Here is a 16,019-nt window from a genome sequence, read left to right on the forward strand (position 1 = left end):
CGCCGGCCCCGGGCCCGATCCCCCGCCACCCCAACTCCCGCCCCCACCCACCGCCTCAGCGCTCAACCGCCGGAACCCGAACCACGCCGCCCCCTACCGGATCGCCACCCGGCCGTGGATGATGTCGCCATGACAATCATGCCGTCCACCACCCCCCGGAAGGCCCGTCACGTGAAGCGCGCACACTGGTCACTGCTCGCCGTCGCCACCATCCTCCCGCTCGCGGCAACCAGCGGCACCGCCGTCGCGGACACCCCGCCGCCCACGCCCGGCGCCAGTTGCACCTACACACCCGCGGTGCCGGCCGACAACTTCAAGGGCATCCCGGTGTTCGACGCCAAGAAGGCCGCCCAGCCCTACCGCGCGACCCTGCGGACCGGCCAGGGCGCGATCACCTTCGAGGCGTTGACCGACAAGGCTCCCTGCACCACCTTCTCGTTCCGATTCCTCGCCGAGCACGACTACTTCGACCGCAGCCACTGCCACCGCCTCACCACCCAGCGGATCTACGTCCTGCAGTGCGGTGACCCGACCGGGACGGGCAGCGGCGGCCCGGGATACTCCTTCCCGGACGAGAACCTGACCGGTGCCACCTACCCGGCCGGCACGGTGGCCATGGCCAACGCCGGCCCGAACACCAACGGCAGCCAGTTCTTCTTCGCCTGGAAGGACACCAAGCTGTCCCCCGCCTACACCCCGTTCGGCCGGGTCACGGCTGGCCTGGACGTCCTGCAGAAGATCGCCGCGGGCGGTGAGGACGACCAGAACAACCCGGGTGACGGCTTCCCCAACCTGCCGGTGAACATCCGCCACGTGAAGATCAGCACGCGCTGAACCGGCGGTGGCGGCACCCGGCCCGCCACCGCACCGCCCCTACCTGCTGCACCGCGCAATCCCACACCGCACCGTCCCGCACCGCACCGCTCCCGTACGGTGGCAGCACCAACGACACCGCACGGGAGCAGCGCCGCATGGACAGCAGGATCTGGGAGAGCGTCGACCACCTGGTCGCCTGGCTCGACGAGGAGAGCACCCAGTCGCCCCAGGAGGAGCGGCTGCTGCGGATCCTCAAGCTCTCCGAGGAGATCGGCGAGGTCGGCGCGGCGGTGATCGGCGCCACCGGCCAGAACCCGCGCAAGGGCGTGACGCACAGCTGGGAGGACGTCCAGCACGAGCTCTGCGACGTCGTCTTCTCGGCCCTCGTCGCGCTCCGGACGCTCACGCCCGACGCGGCCCGGGTCTTCGCCGATCGCCTCGCCTACGTCGAGCAGCGCTCCGCCGCCTCCCGCCGCCCGAACGACACCCGGGAACGACAGGAGACGGCGGAACAAGAGACGGCGGGGCAGGAGCCGGAATCCACGGAGCAGCGAACGGCGGAGCAGCAGACCGCACCGCCCAACGCGCGCTAGCCGCACGCGGCCGGCTGCGTGCCGGCCGCCCGCCGACCGCCCGCCGACCGCCCGCCGACCGCCCGCCAGCCGCCGCAGCCACGACCGCGACCGCCGCCGTCAGGCGTCAGGCGTCAGGCGTTCGGCGCGACCTTCGCGAGGCCGTTGATGACGCGGTCCATCGCGTCGCCGCCCTGCGGGTCGGTGAGGTTGGCGAGCAGCTTGAGGGTGAAGCGCATCAGCATCGGGTGGGTGAGCCCGCGCTGGGTGGCGAGCTGCATCACCTTGGGGTTGCCGATGAGCTTCACGAAGGCGCGGCCCATCGTGTAGTAGCCGCCGTAGACGTCCTTGAGGATGCGCGGGTAGGCCTGGAGGGCACGCTCGCGTCCGGTGTCGGTGATCCGGGCGTGGGCCTGGACGATGACCCCGGCGGCGAGCTGGCCGGATTCCATCGCGTAGGCGATGCCTTCGCCGTTGAACGGGTTGACCATGCCGCCCGCGTCGCCGACGAGCAGCAGTCCGCGGGTGTAGTGCGGCTGCCGGTTGAAGGCCATCGGCAGCGCCGCGCCGCGGATCGGGTCGGTCATGTTCTCGGGGGTGTAGCCCCATTCCTCCGGCATGCTGGCGCACCAGGCCTTGAGGACCTCGCGCCAGTCGAGTTCGCCGAACGCGGGCGAGGAGTTGAGGATGCCGAGGCCGACGTTGGAGGTGCCATCGCCCATGCCGAACACCCAGCCGTACCCGGGGAGCAGCTTGCGCTGGCCGTCGCGGGTGTCCCACAGCTCCAGCCAGGACTCCAGGTAGTCGTCCTGGTGGCGCGGCGAGGTGAAGTAGGTGCGGTAGGCGACGCCCATCGGGCGGTCCTCGCGGCGGTGCAGGCCCATGGCGAGCGAGAGCCGGGTGGAGTTGCCGTCGGCGGCGACGACGAGGGGGGCCCGGAAGGTGACGGGCCGCTTCTCGTCGCCGAGCTTGGCGGTGACGCCGACGATGCGGCCGGTGCGGTCGTCCAGGACCGGCCCGCTGACGTTGCACCGCTCGTAGAGGCGGGCGCCGGCCTTCTCGGCCTGACGGGCCAGCAGCTCGTCGAAGTCGGCGCGCTTGCGGACCAGTCCGTAGTCGGGGAAGGAGGCCAGCTCGGGCCAGTCCAGTTCGAGCCGGACGCCGCCGCCGATGATGCGCAGGCCCTTGTTGTGCAGCCAGCCGTTGGCGGTGGAGACGTCGATGCCCATGTCCACCAGCTGCTTGGTGGCGCGCGGTGTCAGACCGTCACCGCAGACCTTCTCGCGCGGGAACGCGGTCTTCTCCAGCAGCAGCACGTCCAGCCCGGCCTGGGCGAGGTAGTAGGCGGTGGTGGACCCGGCCGGGCCCGCGCCGACCACGATGACGTCGGCCGTGCTCTCGACGGTGCTGTCCGGCTTCGTCAGGTCGGCTGCGGTCTCGGACACGGTGGGCACTCTCCTGGAGCTACGACGGGGGCGGCGGCGCGCCGGCGGGGGGCGGCCGAACGGCGCGCCGATCGGCGGGCCGGACAGCCGTACGGGGACGGCGGGACCTGCGGTACCGGCGGTACCGGCGGCACCGGCGGCACGACGGGAACGGCTTCTGTCTCGGGCAGTCTACGGTCGGCCGTTACGCGAGCTTGTACGCGCGGTGCAGGGCGACGATGCCGCCGGTGAGGTTGCGCCAGGCGACCTTCGACCAGCCGGCGTCCTGGAGCTTGGCGGCCAGCGCGGGCTGGTCGGGCCAGGCCCGGATGGACTCGGCGAGGTAGACGTAGGCGTCCGGGTTGCTGCTGACGGCGGTGGCGACCGGCGGCAGGGCGCGCATCAGGTACTCGGTGTAGACCGTGCGGAACGGCGTCCAGGTCGGCGTGGAGAATTCGCAGATCACGAGCTTGCCGCCGGGCTTGGTGACGCGCTGCATCTCGCGCAGCGCCGCGTCGGTGTCCTGGACGTTGCGCAGCGCGAAGGAGATCGTCACCGCGTCGAAGGTGCCGTCCGCGAACGGCAGCCTGGTGGCGTCGCCGGCGGTGAGGGCCAGTTCGGGGTGACGGCGCTTGCCCTCGGCGAGCATGCCGACCGAGAAGTCGCACGGGACGACCTTGGCGCCGGCTTCGGCGAAGGGCAGCGAGGAGGTGCCGGTGCCGGCCCCGAGGTCGAGTACGAGGTCTCCCGGCCCGGCGGCCACCGCCTCGGCCACCGCCCGGCGCCAGGCGCGGGCCTGGCCGAGGGAGAGCACGTCGTTGGTGCGGTCGTAGTTCGCCGCGACGTCGTCGAACATGGCGGCGACTTCGTGCGGCTGCTTGTCCAGAGAGGCTCGGGTCACTCCCCCATTGTTCACCCTGCCGCCGACGCCCCGACCAACGGGGCGCACCCGGAGCGTCACCGTCCCCGCGGACCGGGGGTCCCCCGGGCCCCACGGGCCGGCCGGGCCCCGGCACCCGCGTCAGTGCTGCGCGCGCCGCCCGCCCGCGCGCCGCCGGCGGCGCGAGCGCTTGCCGTGCGTTATCGCGGGCATCCCCTCGGCCAGCGCTCCGGCCGCCAGCGCGACCGCGTCGGCGAGCCGGCCCTGCCCGGTCCGGACGGCGACGGCCCGCCGGTGCCGCCGGATGCGCACCACGCAGATCACGAAGAGCAGGACGGCCACCGGCACGCTGAACCAGGCCAGTCCGACGCCGACCGGCTGCGGGTAGGTGGCGCCGCAGATCCGGACCGCGCCCGGGTCGGTGGCGGCGTGCTCCAGGCAGACCGTGTCGCCGACCTTGAGGCCGTCCGCGAGCGGCAGCGCGGCCGCGGTGTGCGTCTGCCCGGCCGCCCGGTAGCTGACGGCGCTGTAGGAGCCGCCGCCGGTGGGGAGCTGGGTGACGATGCCCTCGACTCTCACCGGGTGGGCCCCGATCCGGTCGGCCTGGTCGGCCTGGCGCCAACCGAGCAGGCACATGCCGACGGCCAGCACGGCGCTGAGCACAGCGGCGAGGTACCAGCCACGGCCCAACCGCGGGGAGCGCGGCGGGGGGACGGTCGCGGATCGCATGGTTCCTGTCCTGGCTTGCCTTCGGGGCCCGGGACGTGGCCCCGCCGTCCGCGGGACGGACGGTGGTGTGGTGAGGGTGTACGGACTGAGCTGTCCGGGATGCTATCCGCTGGCGGGCCCTCAGGTCACGGCGAAGGGTGAATCACCCCGCAGGGTGGACACCGGAGTTCGACAGCACACGAAGGAAGTCCCGTGTGCCGCAAGGAAGTCGGGCTACCGTCGAGTACGTCACACGTTCCGCGCGGGACCTCAGCGTCTGCGGTACACCAGCCGGCCGCCCAGCACGGTGGCCAGGCACCCGCCCGGCGACGGCGCCACGCTCTCCCCGCCCCCGCTCCCCGCCGCGCCGCCGGCCAGCGGGAACACCGCGAAGTCCGCCCGGCCCCCGGCCTCGACCCGCCCGTGCACGGCGGCCGCGAGCGGCAGGACGGCCAGCGGATCCAACGGACCCTCCCCGCCGAACCCGACAACCCCAGCGCCGGCAGCCCCAGCACCCGCACCGGCACCGGCACCCGTCCCAGCCTCAGCCCCAGCTCCAGCCGACCGGGCCAGCGCCGCCAGCCCGGAGCGCGCCACGGCCGTCCGCACCGCGGCCCGCTCGAAGGGCCCGGCCACCGCCGTCACCCCGAACCCGAGCATCCGCTGCAACCCCCGCCGCGCGCTCGCCCCGCACCGCGCCTCGTCGGCGCCACCGCCCGGACCAACCGAACCGGCCGGACCCACCAGCCCGTCCGCCACCGGCTCGACGCCGATCTCCTCCCGCGGATCCGGGTGGTACGCCCGTTCCAACAGCCAGTGCCCGTACGGGTTGCGCAGCCCCGGCGTGAGCACCGCCGGGCCCCAGTCGCGCACCCGCGCGCCCGGGTGTGCGGCCGCCAGCCCGCCGTACGGCCCGACGGCCTCGACGAGTTCGCCACGCACCAGCACCGCCCCGTCGGCGAAGGACGGGGCGGTGGGATCGGCCGGATCGGGCAGCACGAAGGCCGCCCGGTGCAACGTCAGCATGTCAGCACATCACCATGACAGCGGGACCACCGGATTCAGCGAGCCCGGCAGTGGAACGGACCCAGCGGGAAACGGACCCGGCGGAGGAAGGACCCCACCGGGAAACGAACCCCCCGGACGCTCAGTTGTCCAGGATCTTCAGCTCGGGGTGCGCGGTGCCGCCCTCGATCGCGGTGGAGGCGATGTGCGAGGCGACCCGCGGGTCCACCGGGTCGTTGGCCGGGTCGTCGAGCACCCGCAGGTGCTCGTACGTGGTGGAACGCTGCGCCGGCACGCGGTCCGCGGCCCGGATGAGGTGGATCAGCTCGGTGAGGTTGGAGCGGTGCTTGGCGCCGGCGGCCGAGACGACGTTCTCCTCCAGCATGACCGAGCCGAGGTCGTCCGCGCCGTAGTGCAGCGACAGCTGGCCGGCCTCCTTGCCGGTGGTGAGCCAGGAGCCCTGGATGTGGGCGACGTTGTCGAGGAACAGGCGGGCGATCGCGATCATCCGCAGGTACTCGAAGACGGTCGCCTGGGTGGACCCCTTCAGGTGGTTGTTCTGCGGCTGGTAGGTGTACGGGATGAAGGCGCGGAAGCCGCCGGTGCGGTCCTGCACGTCGCGGATCATCCGCAGGTGCTCGATCCGCTCGGCGTTGGTCTCGCCGGTGCCCATCAGCATGGTGGAGGTGGACTCGACGCCGAGGCCGTGCGCCGCCTCCATGATCTCCAGCCAGCGCTCGCCGGACTCCTTGAGCGGCGCGATCGCCTTGCGCGGCCGCTCGGGCAGCAGCTCGGCACCGGCGCCGGCGAAGGAGTCCAGACCGGCCCGGTGGATCCGGGTGATGGCCTCCTCGATGGAGACGCCGGAGATCCGGGACATGTGCTCGACCTCGGACGCGCCCAGCGAGTGGATCACCAGCTGCGGGAAGTCGGCCTTGATCGCCGAGAACGCGCGCTCGTAGTACTCGACGCCGTAGTCCGGGTGGTGGCCGCCCTGGAACATGATCTGGGTGCCGCCCAGCTCGACCGTCTCGGCGCAGCGGCGCAGGATCTCGTCGAGCTCGCGGGACCAGCCCTTGTCGCTCTTCGGCGGCACGTAGAAGGCGCAGAACTTGCACGCCGTCACGCACACGTTGGTGTAGTTGATGTTGCGCTCGATGATGTACGTCGCGATGTGCTCGGTCCCGGCGTAGCGGCGGCGGCGCACCGCGTCGGCGGCGGAGCCGAGCGCGTGCAGCGGCGCCGAGCGGTACAGCTCCAGCGCCTCCTCCGGGGTGATCCGGCCACCGGCGGCGGCCCGGTCGAGCACGGCCCGCAGGTCGGTGCTGGGCGCATCGAGGGTGGTCGCTGCGAGCTCGGTCACCTGGCGGCCTTCTCTCTCTCGGGTACTGCTGTTCTCGGCGCTGCCGGGGCCCGGACGACGGGTGTCCGGGTACGGCCGAACCAGCCTACGCCAGCCCTTTCCGGGCCCCGCGCCAGCCCGCTCGCCGCGTCAGGGGGCGTCGCCCGGCGCCGGGTCAGCGGGCGTGGTGCATGACGATGAACTGGGACCGGTCGAGGGCGTTCTGGAAGTAGTGCAAGGTGCCGTCGTCGTGGATGACGACCGCGCGGTAGACCGAGATGTTGACGCACGACTTGCCGGGCGAGGACTTGCTGACCCGGGCCGCGAACCACACCTCGTTCTGGTTGGCGGTGGTGAGCGTCCAGGCGGCCTCGCACCAGCTGTTGTCCTTGGGGTCGTTGGTGCGGAGGGTGCTCTTCTCCTCGCTCTGGGCCGATTGCGCGATGGTGAGGGTGAGGGTGATGGGGCTCCCGCCGGAAGCCGACCGCTCGCCGGTCCACTTCCCGAGGAACTGGGCGGGGATGATGCCCTGGCCGGGGCTGGTCGGGGAGTCGTCGGGTTCGGGGCTGTCCTCGGGGGACGCGGTGTTCGCGGGGGCGGAGGGCTGGGCGGACGCGCCGCCGGTCGGGGCCGGCGCGGCGGTGCCGCCGGCGATCGGGGCGGCGGTCGGGTCCTTCTTCGCGGTCGTGGACCCGCCGCCCGTGGTGCCGTCGCCGGGCAGGCCCTTGACGAGCAGGTAGCCGCCGCCCGCCAGCAGGAGGACCATCACCACGGCCACCACCGCCAGCACGCCGCCCTTCCCGCGCCGGCGTTCCGGCAGCGGAGTGACGCCCGTCGCGGCGCCGAAGCGGGGCGCCGGATAGCCGGGCGTCCCGAAGGTCGGCTGCCCGTACCCGGGCGGCACCGGGGTGCCGATCGCCCGTACGCCGCCGCCCGCCGTGGACCACCCGCCCTGCACGCCCCGGGCCGCCTCGACGACCCGGGCGGCCTCCACCACCTTCGCGCCCTTCGCGGTGTCGGTCGCCTTCGACCCTCCGCCGGGCTCGCCGGCCGCCTTCACGGGAGCGGCAGGCGTGGCGGGAGCGGCGGGGGCGGCAGGAGCGGCGGGCGTCTCGGGCACCGCAGCAGCAGCCGCAGCAGCAGGGGACGCGGCGGGCGTGGCCGCGGCGGGCGTCGCCGGGGCAACCGGCGCGGCCGGCGCTTCGGCGGGTCTGGCCGGTGGCACGGTCGGCACCTTCGGCGTCTCCGGCGGCGCAGCGGGCGCGGCCGGCGGCCCGGCCGGCTTGGCCGGAGGTTCGGCGAGCACGGTCCGCGGCGCGGTGGGCGGCACGGTCGGCGGCGCCGCCGGCCTGTCCGGCGCCGTTGCCGCGGCCGTCGCAGCCGCCGTCGCAGCCGCCGTCGGCGGCACGGTAGGCCGGGCCGGAGCATCCGGCGTCGTCGCCGCAGCAGTCGCCGCAGCCGTCCCCGCACCCCCCGCCCCCGTCGGCGGCGTGGCCGGCACCGGCGGCACCGACGGCACCCGCGCCTGCGTCGTACCGCCCTCCCCCTCCAGGTCCAGCAGCTGCACCGCACTGCGCCCGACCGCCGCCGAGAGCGCCGGCGGCAGCCAGTGGTCGTGCCCGAGCCGGGCCGCCGAGGCGCCGTCCTGGTCGAGCTGTGCGCGCAGCCGTTCCGGTGTCGGACGGGCGGCCGGGTCCTTCGCCAGGCAGTCGAGGACGATGTCGTGCAGGGGCCCGGTCAGTCCGGTGAGGTCGGGTTCCTCGTGCAGGACCCGGTAGAGCAGGACGGCCGCGCTCACCCCGTCGCCGAACGGCGCCTTCCCGGTGGCGGCGTAGGCGAGCACCGCGCCGAGCGAGAACACGTCGGTGGGCGGCCCGGCGCGCCGGCCCCGGGCCTGCTCGGGGGACATGAAGCCGGGCGAGCCGACCACGTAGCCGGACTGGGTGACCACGGTGTTGGCGTCCAGTGCGCGGGCGATGCCGAAGTCGATCAGCCGCGGCCCGTCCAGGGTGAGCAGCACGTTGGACGGTTTGACGTCGCGGTGGACCAGGCCGAGTCCGTGGACGTGGGCGAGGGCCTCGGCGAGGCCGACGCCCATGCTCCGCACGGCGGGTTCGGGCAGTGGGCCGTACTGCTGGACGGCGGTGCCGAGTGCGGGGCCCGCGACGTAGCCGGTGGCGACCCACGGCTGTTCGCCCTCGGTGTCGGCGTCGAGGACGGGCGCCGTCCAGGTGCCGCCGACCCGCCGGGCGGCGGCGACCTCGGCCCGGAAGCGGGCGCGGAAGTCGGCGTCCCCGGCGAGGTCGCGGCGGACGAGTTTGACGGCCACGGTGCGGCCGCCGGAGGTCCGGCCGAGGTAGACCCGGCCCATTCCGCCGGCGCCGAGCTGCCGTAGCAACCGGTACTTGCCCACCTGCCGCGGATCGTCCGCTGCCAGCGGCTGCATCCCGCACGCTCCCCTCGACGCCCACCGTCTCCCGGAGCAGACGGTATCGGGCCGGGGCGTACCGGCGTCATGGGAATGGTGTTACGGAATCGTCGTCACACGATCACAAATCCGCCTCGCCCCACTACTCCATGGCGATGCGTCAACTTCCGGTCCCGTACACGTCAGGGCTCTTCCGGTCGAACTCACCCCACCGGAACGGCCACCGCCTCCGCCTCCGGCTCCGGCCCCGCCTCGGGCCCCAGCCCCAGCCCCGCCACCCGCGGCGTCCGCTCCAGCAGCCGCACCACCACGTCCGGCGCGAAGCCGCTGTCGTGGGCGACCCGGCGGGCGAACTCGGCGACGCCGGCCAGCTGCCGCTCGCCGAGCGAGAAGTCGAGCGCCTCGCTGAAGTAGCGCTCCAGCACGTCCGCGCCGAAGGTCTCCCAGCGGGCGGCCTGTTCGGCGACCTTGGCGGCCTCCACCAGCGACAGGTCGCGGGACTCCAGGAAGGCCCGGTGGACGGCCGCGGTGAGTTCCGGGCTGCGTTCGGCGAACTCGCGGCGGACGGCCCAGACGGCGAAGACGAACGGCAGCCCGGTCCACTCCTTCCACATCTCGCCGAGGTCGTGGACGGTCAGCCCGAGGTCGGCGGCCTGTCCGAGGTAGGCGCGCAGCGCCGGGTCGCCGATCAGGACGGCGGCGTCGGCCTCGGCGAGCATGGCGCCGAGGTCGGGCGGGCAGCTGAAGTACTCGGGGCGAACGCCTTCGCGCTCCTCCAGGAGCAGCCGGGCGAGCCGTACGGAGGTGCGGCTGGTGGAGCCGAGGGCGACCCGGCGGCCGTCGAGGTCGGCGAGCGGGACCTTGCTGACGATGATGCAGGACATCACCGGGCCGTCGCTGCCGACCGCGATGTCGGGCAGGACGAGCAGCTCGTCGGCGTGGCGCAGGTACTCCACACAGGTGATCGGCGCGATGTCCAGTGTGCCGTCGACGAGCTGGTCGCTCAGCTTCTCCGGGGTGTCCTTGGTGAGGTCGAGATCGAGCAGATTGCCGGTCCTGGCGAGGCCCCAGTAGAGGGGGACGCAGTTCAGGAACTGAATATGCCCGACTCGGGGCCGGACCGGGGTGTTCTCGTGGGGCTCCCGCGTTTGTGCGTCCGGTACTGGCACTGCGCCGCTCCCTTACTGTTCGTGCGCTTCCCCGCAGCGTATGCCCGCTGTCGCGAATGGCTCGCACCGCCCACCCGACACGCCCTCCGCACCCGTCGCCGCACCCCCGCCGACCCCGTCACCGCACGCCCCTCCACCCCGTCGCCGCAGGCCCCTCGGCCCGGTCGCCGCACGCCCTCCGCGCCCCTGTCGCGCGCTCTCCGCCCCCTTACGACACGCGCTGTCCACCCCGCAAGTCACCCCTGGTCGTCACAGCGACCGCATGCTAGCGTTGCCCTCAGTTGCAGTTTGATTCCCCTTGCAGTACTTGAAGCCTGCGGAGCATGTAACCGCAGGCTTTTTGTAGTTTTTCAGCAATATCGAAAAACTTCGGACTCGTCCGGAGGCAGGGCGATCAGCGCAGCGGACCGGGTGCCACACGGTGTGGCCCCGACACGTCCCTCGCAAGGAGAACGGCATGGCCACGGGAACCGTCAAGTGGTTCAACGCTGAGAAGGGCTTCGGCTTCATCGCCCAGGAGGGCGGCGGCCCCGACGTCTTCGTCCACTACTCCGCCATCAACGCGAGCGGCTTCCGCTCGCTGGAGGAGAACCAGGCGGTGAGCTTTGACGTCACCCAGGGCCCGAAGGGCCCGCAGGCGGAGAACGTCACCGCTATCTGACCATCCTCTGATGATCTGATCGCTCGGGACCCCAACGGGTCCGCAGGCGGCTCCCGACGGCCGTCACCATGAGCACAAGAGCAGTACCCAAGGGGGCCCGCCCGACCGGCGGGCCCCCTGCCTTTCCGCCGGGACCTTCACCACCGCGACTGACGACGCAGCAGGGCCCGCCCCGCACCAACCGGTGCGGAGCGGGCCCTGTTTGCGGTCGGACGCCGTCAGCCCGCGACCGGGGCGGCCTTCGCGGCGCCGCCCTGCGCCGGCACGGCGACGGCCGCCGGGGTCGCCGGGCTCTCCGGGTAGAGGTCGCCGGCCGGGTTGTTGTACGCGGCGACGTCGAGGATCTTCTCCCGCGCGGCGACCAGCACCGGCACCAGCGCCTGGCCGGCGACGTTGGTCGCGGTGCGCATCATGTCGAGGATCGGGTCGATGGCGAGGAGCAGGCCGACGCCCTCCAGGGGCAGGCCGAGGGTGGAGAGGGTGAGGGTCAGCATCACGATGGCGCCGGTGAGGCCGGCGGTGGCGGCGGAGCCGACGACCGAGACGAAGGCGATCAGGACGTAGTCCTTGATGCCGAGGTCGATGTTGTAGACCTGGGCGACGAAGATCGCGGCGATCGACGGGTAGATCGCGGCGCAGCCGTCCATCTTGGTGGTGGCGCCGAACGGGACGGCGAAGCTCGCGTACTCGCTGGGGACGCCGAGGCGTTCGGTGACGCGGCGGGTGAGCGGCAGGGTGCCGACCGAGGAGCGGGAGACGAAGGCCAGCTGGATGGCGGGCCAGGCGCCCTTGAAGAAGTTCAGCGGGTTGAGGCCGGCGGCGAACTTCAGCAGCAGCGAGTAGACGACGAAGAGGACGAGCGCGCAGCCGACGTAGATGTCGACGGTCAGGGTGGCGAAGGGCTTGAGGAGGTCCCAGCCGTACTTGGCGACGGACTTGCCGATCAGGCCGAGGGTGCCGAGCGGGGAGAGCCGGATGACCCACCACAGGGCGGTCTGGGTCAGCTCCAGGACGGACTCGCTGAGCTTGAGCACCGGTTCGGCCTTGGCGCCGAGCTTGAGGATCGCCGCACCGACCACGATCGCCAGGAAGACGATCTGCAGCACGTTCACCTTGGCGAAGGAGTCGACGATGTTGGTCGGGAAGATGCCGGTCAGGAAGTCGATCCAGGTGCCCTTGCCGTCCTGCGCCTTGAGGCCCTCGGTCTTGAGGTCGGTGCCCTGGCCGGGGTTGGTCAGCAGGCCCAGGCCCAGGCCGATGGCGACGGCGATCAGCGAGGTGACCATGAACCAGAGCAGGGTGCGGACGGCGAGGCGGGCCGCGTTGGCGACGCCCCGCAGGTTGGCGACGCTCACCACGATCGCGGTGAACACCAGCGGCGGGACGGCCAGCTTGAGCAGCTGGACGAAGATCTTGCCGATGGTCTCCAGCGTGGTGGCCAGCCAGGAGATGTCGGCGGCGCGGGCGAGGTAGCCGAGGCCGACGCCGAGCGCGAGGCCGGCGACGATCTGGACCCAGAACGGGGTCTTCCGGATACGGGCGAGCACGGAGGGCGACGGGGTCGCCTCGGGCGCTGTGGACATGACGGTGCGGCTCCGGGGGAGGGCGTGGCTTGTGGCGGGGCGAGCGGGATGAGCGGGGTGGGGAGGGCGGCACGGCGCGCGGGCCGGACGAAGGGGTCACGGCCCCGGTCAGGGGCGTGCCGCCGAAATACAGCTGATGGCGCGACAGGGGCGCGGGCTGTCCACAGCACCGGTCAGACGGCACGGGCGGGCGGCCGCGGGCTGTGAGCCCCGGCCGTGCATCCGCGGTGCGTCTGAGGTGGTCATGGCCGACACGTTAGCAGTAAAGGTTTGAGATGTTCAAAGTTGTTGTTTGAGATGGCAGCGCGGCGACGGCGAGGCGCCGACGCGGCCGCCCCGATTGACCGTTGAGCAGTTATACGTATAACTTTGACAACGCCCCCACCCCCGCCTGCCCAGACCGGAGAAGAACGCCGATGGGCTACCTCGCCCTGCTCCGCGCCCCGCACGTCAGCCGTCTGCTCCTCGGCACCCTGCTCGGCCGCCTGCCCGCCGGCATGACCGCCCTGGTGATCGCCCTCGCCCTGCGCGAGGCCGGCGCGCCGTACGGCCGGATCGGGCTGGCCACCGCCGCGTACGCGATCTCCGCCGCCGTCGGCGGGCCGGTGCTCGGGCGGATCGTGGACCGCACCGGGCAGCCGCGCGTGCTGCTGGCCTCCGCCGTCCTCGCCGGCGGCGGGTACGCGCTGCTCGCCCTCGCCCCCGACTCCGCGCTGGCCGCCCCGGTCGGCGCCGCGATCGCCGGCCTGGCCATGCCCCCGCTCGAACCCTGCCTGCGCTCGCTCTGGCCGGCCGTGGTCGAGGAGGAGCAGCTCGACACCGCGTACGCCTTCGACTCCGCCTCCCAGCAGATCCTCTACGTGGCCGGACCGCTCGCCGTGGCCGGGATCGCCGGGCTGTTCAGCCCGGTCGCCGCGCTCTGGGTGGCCGCTGGCCTGGGCCTGGCGGGCGCGCTGATCGTGGCCACCGCCGCCCCCGCCCGGGCCTGGCGCGCCCCGGCCCGGGAGCACTCGGCCGGGCTGCTCGGCCCGCTGCGCTCGCCCGGCCTGGTGCTGCTGCTGCTCGGGCTGGCCGGGGCCGGCTGGGCGGTCGGCGCGCAGAACGTGCTGTTCATCGCCTACGCCGAACGCCACGCCGGCGCCCTGCCGGGCGGCGCGGGCACCCTGCTGGCGCTGGCGGCGCTCGGCGGGCTGCTCGGCGCGCTCGCCTACGGCGCGGTGAAGTGGCGCAGCAGCACGGCCACCCGCACCTGGGTGATGGCGCTCGCGATGGCCGGTTCCTACCTGCCGCTGGTGGCGCTGCCCGGGCCGTACCCGATGGCCGCGCTGGCGTTCCTGTCCGGGATCGTGCTGGCGCCGCTGCTGGCGGCGGCGTTCGTGCTGGTCGCGGAGCTGGCGCCGACCGGGACGGTGACCGAGGCGTTCGCCTGGCTGGTGACGCTGTTCGCGACCGGCAACTCGCTCGGGTACGCGGTGTCCGGCAACCTCGCCGAGGGCTCGCTGCGCTCGGTGGCGCTGTGCGCGGCGGGCGGGATCGCGCTGGGCGGTGTGCTGCTGTTCGGCGCCCGCGGCTGGTTCCGGGCGGCGCCGCTCGCGCCGCGGGTCGAGCCGGTGCCGGGCGAGGCGGTGCCGGTCGGCTGAGCCGGCCCCACGTACGACCGCGCCCGCCGGTGGTCTGGCCGGCGGGCGCGGTTCGCTCTTCCCCTCTTACGTCACGGTGATCAGCCGTGGCGGGCAGGGCGGCGCGCTCCGGTCAGCCCGCCACGGCCGTCGCCGGGGCGGTGGAGGAGCGCAGCACCAGCGAGGTGGCCAGCGGCGACAGCGGCGCCACCCGCTCGCCGCGCAGCAGGCCGGCCAGGGCCGCGGCGCCCGCCCGGCCCAGCTCCTCGCCCGGCAGGTCGACGGTGGTCAGCGGCGGGGCCAGCAGCGCCGCCACCGGGACGTTGTCCATCCCCACCACGGACAGGTCGGCCGGGATGCGCAGCCCCAGCTCGGCGGCGGCCTGGTAGACCCCGGAGGCGACCACGTCGTCGTCGCAGATCACCGCGCGCGGGTGGTCCGGGCGTTCCAGCAGCCGGCGCGCGGCGATCCGGGCGGCCGGCTGGCCCTCGTTCAGGCTGACGCCCAACTCCACGACGTCCAGGCCGAGTTCGATGGCGGTCCGCTCGAAGCCGGCCTGCCGGACCCGGAAGGTGTAGGCGGAGTGGGTGGAGCGCAGTCGGCCGATCCGGCGGTGGCCGAGGCCGGCCAGGTGCTGGACGGCGGCGCGCATCCCGCCGGCCACGTCGAGCTCGATGGTCGGCCGGGCCCGGTCGGTGCCGGGGTCGGCGTCCAGGAAGACGGCCGGGGTGTCGGTTGGGAGTTCGCCGAGCTGGCTGTCGTCCGGGGAGCAGATCAGCAGGCCGTCGAAGCGGCTGGTGGTGGCGGCCTCGGCGAGGGTGGCGCTGCCCCAGCCGGAGCTGACCACGACCGCCAGGCCGTGCCGGCCGGCCTCCTCGTGGACGCCTTCCAGGACCCGGCCGAAGAAGGGGCCGAGGATGTTCGGCACGGCCAGCAGGATCATCCCGCTGCGGCCCAGGCGCAGCTGCCGGCCGGCCGCCTGCGGGCGGTAGCCGAGGCTGCGGGCGGCCGCCCGGACCCGTTCCCGGGTGGCGTCGGAGACCCGGGAGCCGGCCTCGGAGCCGGAGAACACCAGCGAGACGGTGGCCTGGGAGACGCCGGCGAGCCGGGCGACGTCCCGGCCGGTGGGCCGACGCACCGCGGCCGGCCAGGTCCCGGCCGCACTCTCGGCGGGCGGCGGCTGCTCGGCGGACGGCCGGGCGGCGGACGGCCGGGCGGCGGACGGCGGCTGCTCGGCAGGCGGCCGGGCGGCGGACGGCGGCTGCTCGGCAGCGGGCGGGGTGGGTTCGGAGGCGCGCACGGCGGCTGCGATCGGGGTCTGGGTCCGGGCCGGGCCGGCGCTCAGCCCTGGCGGGTGGTGGCGCGGGACGCCTCGTCGGCGGCGTCCTCCTCGGCGTTCTGCGCGGCGATCCGCTCGGCGGTACGGCTGCGCAGGCCGGAGACCTTGTCGCTGATCTGGGCGGACATCTCGTCGCGCTGGCGGCTCAGCAGGACGTAGCTGAGCGGCGCGGAGACGATCGCGGCCAGCAGGAACAGGAAGATCACGCCGAGCTCACCGCTGACCGGGAGGATCTGGAAGTGCCCGAGCAGCAGCGCGACCAGCAGGCAGCCGAGGAAGATGCTGACCCGCAGGGAGGTGTAGCGGAGCGTGGCGTGGGACTTCTCCGGGCCGGTGCTGCTCACGGGGACACATCCTTCTCGACTGGGTTTGGGCATGGGCCGGTCTCCCAGTGAAGCATGCCCAACGCGTGGTGCGGGGAACGGGTGGCCCGCCCCCGCACCGGTCAGCCCACCCCGGGACCCCGGCCCGCC

General features: G+C 73.8%; 14 protein-coding genes. 4 read left to right on the forward strand and 10 right to left on the reverse strand.

Annotated features, from left to right (window positions below; genetic code table 11):
* Window positions 1-129 precede the first annotated feature (129 nt).
* Together ABTY15_RS27015 and ABTY15_RS27020 are read left to right on the forward strand one after the other, a co-directional pair.
* Window positions 130-834: a peptidylprolyl isomerase gene (locus ABTY15_RS27015; RefSeq protein ID WP_350600698.1), complete on the forward strand. Its 705-nt coding sequence runs from the start codon at window positions 130-132 to the stop codon at window positions 832-834.
* Between the two features lie 137 nt (window positions 835-971).
* Complete coding sequence (locus ABTY15_RS27020) at window positions 972-1,409, forward strand: MazG-like family protein (protein WP_502893596.1); 438 nt, start codon at window positions 972-974, stop codon at window positions 1,407-1,409.
* A 113-nt stretch (window positions 1,410-1,522) separates the two neighbouring features.
* On the opposite strand, the gene ABTY15_RS27025 is transcribed toward ABTY15_RS27020, so the two are convergent.
* From ABTY15_RS27025 to ABTY15_RS27055, 7 genes are all read right to left on the reverse strand, one after another.
* On the reverse strand, window positions 1,523-2,812 hold the full coding sequence (locus ABTY15_RS27025) for a geranylgeranyl reductase family protein (protein WP_350600790.1): 1,290 nt from the start codon (window positions 2,810-2,812) through the stop codon (window positions 1,523-1,525).
* Window positions 2,813-3,017: 205 nt separating this feature from the next.
* Entirely contained in the window at window positions 3,018-3,713 is a 696-nt protein-coding gene (locus tag ABTY15_RS27030) for a demethylmenaquinone methyltransferase (protein ID WP_350600699.1), read from the reverse strand.
* 120 nt (window positions 3,714-3,833) lie between these two features.
* Window positions 3,834-4,421, reverse strand: coding sequence for a hypothetical protein (locus ABTY15_RS27035; RefSeq protein ID WP_350600702.1), 588 nt, complete (start codon window positions 4,419-4,421; stop codon window positions 3,834-3,836).
* 249 nt (window positions 4,422-4,670) lie between these two features.
* Window positions 4,671-5,426 (reverse strand): amidohydrolase family protein, encoded by a 756-nt coding sequence (locus ABTY15_RS27040; RefSeq protein ID WP_350600704.1) that lies wholly within the window; start codon window positions 5,424-5,426, stop codon window positions 4,671-4,673.
* Between the two features lie 121 nt (window positions 5,427-5,547).
* Entirely contained in the window at window positions 5,548-6,768 is a 1,221-nt protein-coding gene (gene mqnC / locus ABTY15_RS27045; protein WP_350600706.1) for a cyclic dehypoxanthinyl futalosine synthase, read from the reverse strand.
* A gap of 154 nt (window positions 6,769-6,922) precedes the next feature.
* Complete coding sequence (locus ABTY15_RS27050) at window positions 6,923-9,193, reverse strand: serine/threonine-protein kinase (RefSeq protein WP_350600708.1); 2,271 nt, start codon at window positions 9,191-9,193, stop codon at window positions 6,923-6,925.
* Window positions 9,194-9,378: 185 nt separating this feature from the next.
* On the reverse strand, window positions 9,379-10,344 hold the full coding sequence (locus tag ABTY15_RS27055) for a menaquinone biosynthetic enzyme MqnA/MqnD family protein (protein ID WP_350600712.1): 966 nt from the start codon (window positions 10,342-10,344) through the stop codon (window positions 9,379-9,381).
* A 457-nt stretch (window positions 10,345-10,801) separates the two neighbouring features.
* On the opposite strand from ABTY15_RS27055, the gene ABTY15_RS27060 reads away from it, so the two are divergent.
* Window positions 10,802-11,005 (forward strand): cold-shock protein, encoded by a 204-nt coding sequence (locus ABTY15_RS27060; RefSeq protein ID WP_030060085.1) that lies wholly within the window; start codon window positions 10,802-10,804, stop codon window positions 11,003-11,005.
* Window positions 11,006-11,223: 218 nt separating this feature from the next.
* Here ABTY15_RS27060 and ABTY15_RS27065 read toward each other — a convergent pair whose 3' ends face one another.
* Window positions 11,224-12,588 carry a dicarboxylate/amino acid:cation symporter gene (locus ABTY15_RS27065; protein ID WP_350600717.1) on the reverse strand — a complete coding sequence of 455 codons (1,365 nt, stop codon included), beginning with the start codon at window positions 12,586-12,588 and terminating at the stop codon, window positions 11,224-11,226.
* A gap of 416 nt (window positions 12,589-13,004) precedes the next feature.
* On the opposite strand from ABTY15_RS27065, the gene ABTY15_RS27070 reads away from it, so the two are divergent.
* A complete protein-coding gene (locus tag ABTY15_RS27070; protein ID WP_350600718.1) occupies window positions 13,005-14,228 on the forward strand; it encodes an MFS transporter in 1,224 nt (407 codons plus the stop codon).
* A 112-nt stretch (window positions 14,229-14,340) separates the two neighbouring features.
* Here ABTY15_RS27070 and ABTY15_RS27075 read toward each other — a convergent pair whose 3' ends face one another.
* Both ABTY15_RS27075 and ABTY15_RS27080 read right to left on the reverse strand, forming a co-directional pair.
* Window positions 14,341-15,507: a LacI family DNA-binding transcriptional regulator gene (locus ABTY15_RS27075; protein ID WP_350600722.1), complete on the reverse strand. Its 1,167-nt coding sequence runs from the start codon at window positions 15,505-15,507 to the stop codon at window positions 14,341-14,343.
* A gap of 41 nt (window positions 15,508-15,548) precedes the next feature.
* Window positions 15,549-15,890, reverse strand: a complete 342-nt coding sequence (locus tag ABTY15_RS27080) for a DUF4229 domain-containing protein (RefSeq protein WP_350600724.1) — start codon at window positions 15,888-15,890, stop codon at window positions 15,549-15,551.
* Window positions 15,891-16,019 lie beyond the last annotated feature (129 nt).

This window comes from Kitasatospora sp. NPDC097643, assembly GCF_040302625.1.
In the GTDB taxonomy this organism is placed as follows: domain Bacteria; phylum Actinomycetota; class Actinomycetes; order Streptomycetales; family Streptomycetaceae; genus Kitasatospora.

Excerpts from the sequence above, each read along its gene's own strand:
- ABTY15_RS27015 (WP_350600698.1), top strand. The coding sequence starts at position 130 with ATGACAATCATGCCGTCCACCACCCCCCGGAAGGCCCGTCACGTGAAG.
- ABTY15_RS27020 (WP_502893596.1), top strand. The coding sequence starts at position 972 with ATGGACAGCAGGATCTGGGAGAGCGTCGACCACCTGGTCGCCTGGCTC.
- ABTY15_RS27035 (WP_350600702.1), bottom strand. The coding sequence starts at position 4,421 with ATGCGATCCGCGACCGTCCCCCCGCCGCGCTCCCCGCGGTTGGGCCGT.
- ABTY15_RS27040 (WP_350600704.1), bottom strand. The coding sequence starts at position 5,426 with ATGCTGACGTTGCACCGGGCGGCCTTCGTGCTGCCCGATCCGGCCGAT.
- ABTY15_RS27050 (WP_350600708.1), bottom strand. The coding sequence starts at position 9,193 with ATGCAGCCGCTGGCAGCGGACGATCCGCGGCAGGTGGGCAAGTACCGG.
- ABTY15_RS27060 (WP_030060085.1), top strand. The coding sequence starts at position 10,802 with ATGGCCACGGGAACCGTCAAGTGGTTCAACGCTGAGAAGGGCTTCGGC.
- ABTY15_RS27065 (WP_350600717.1), bottom strand. The coding sequence starts at position 12,588 with ATGTCCACAGCGCCCGAGGCGACCCCGTCGCCCTCCGTGCTCGCCCGT.
- ABTY15_RS27070 (WP_350600718.1), top strand. The coding sequence starts at position 13,005 with ATGGGCTACCTCGCCCTGCTCCGCGCCCCGCACGTCAGCCGTCTGCTC.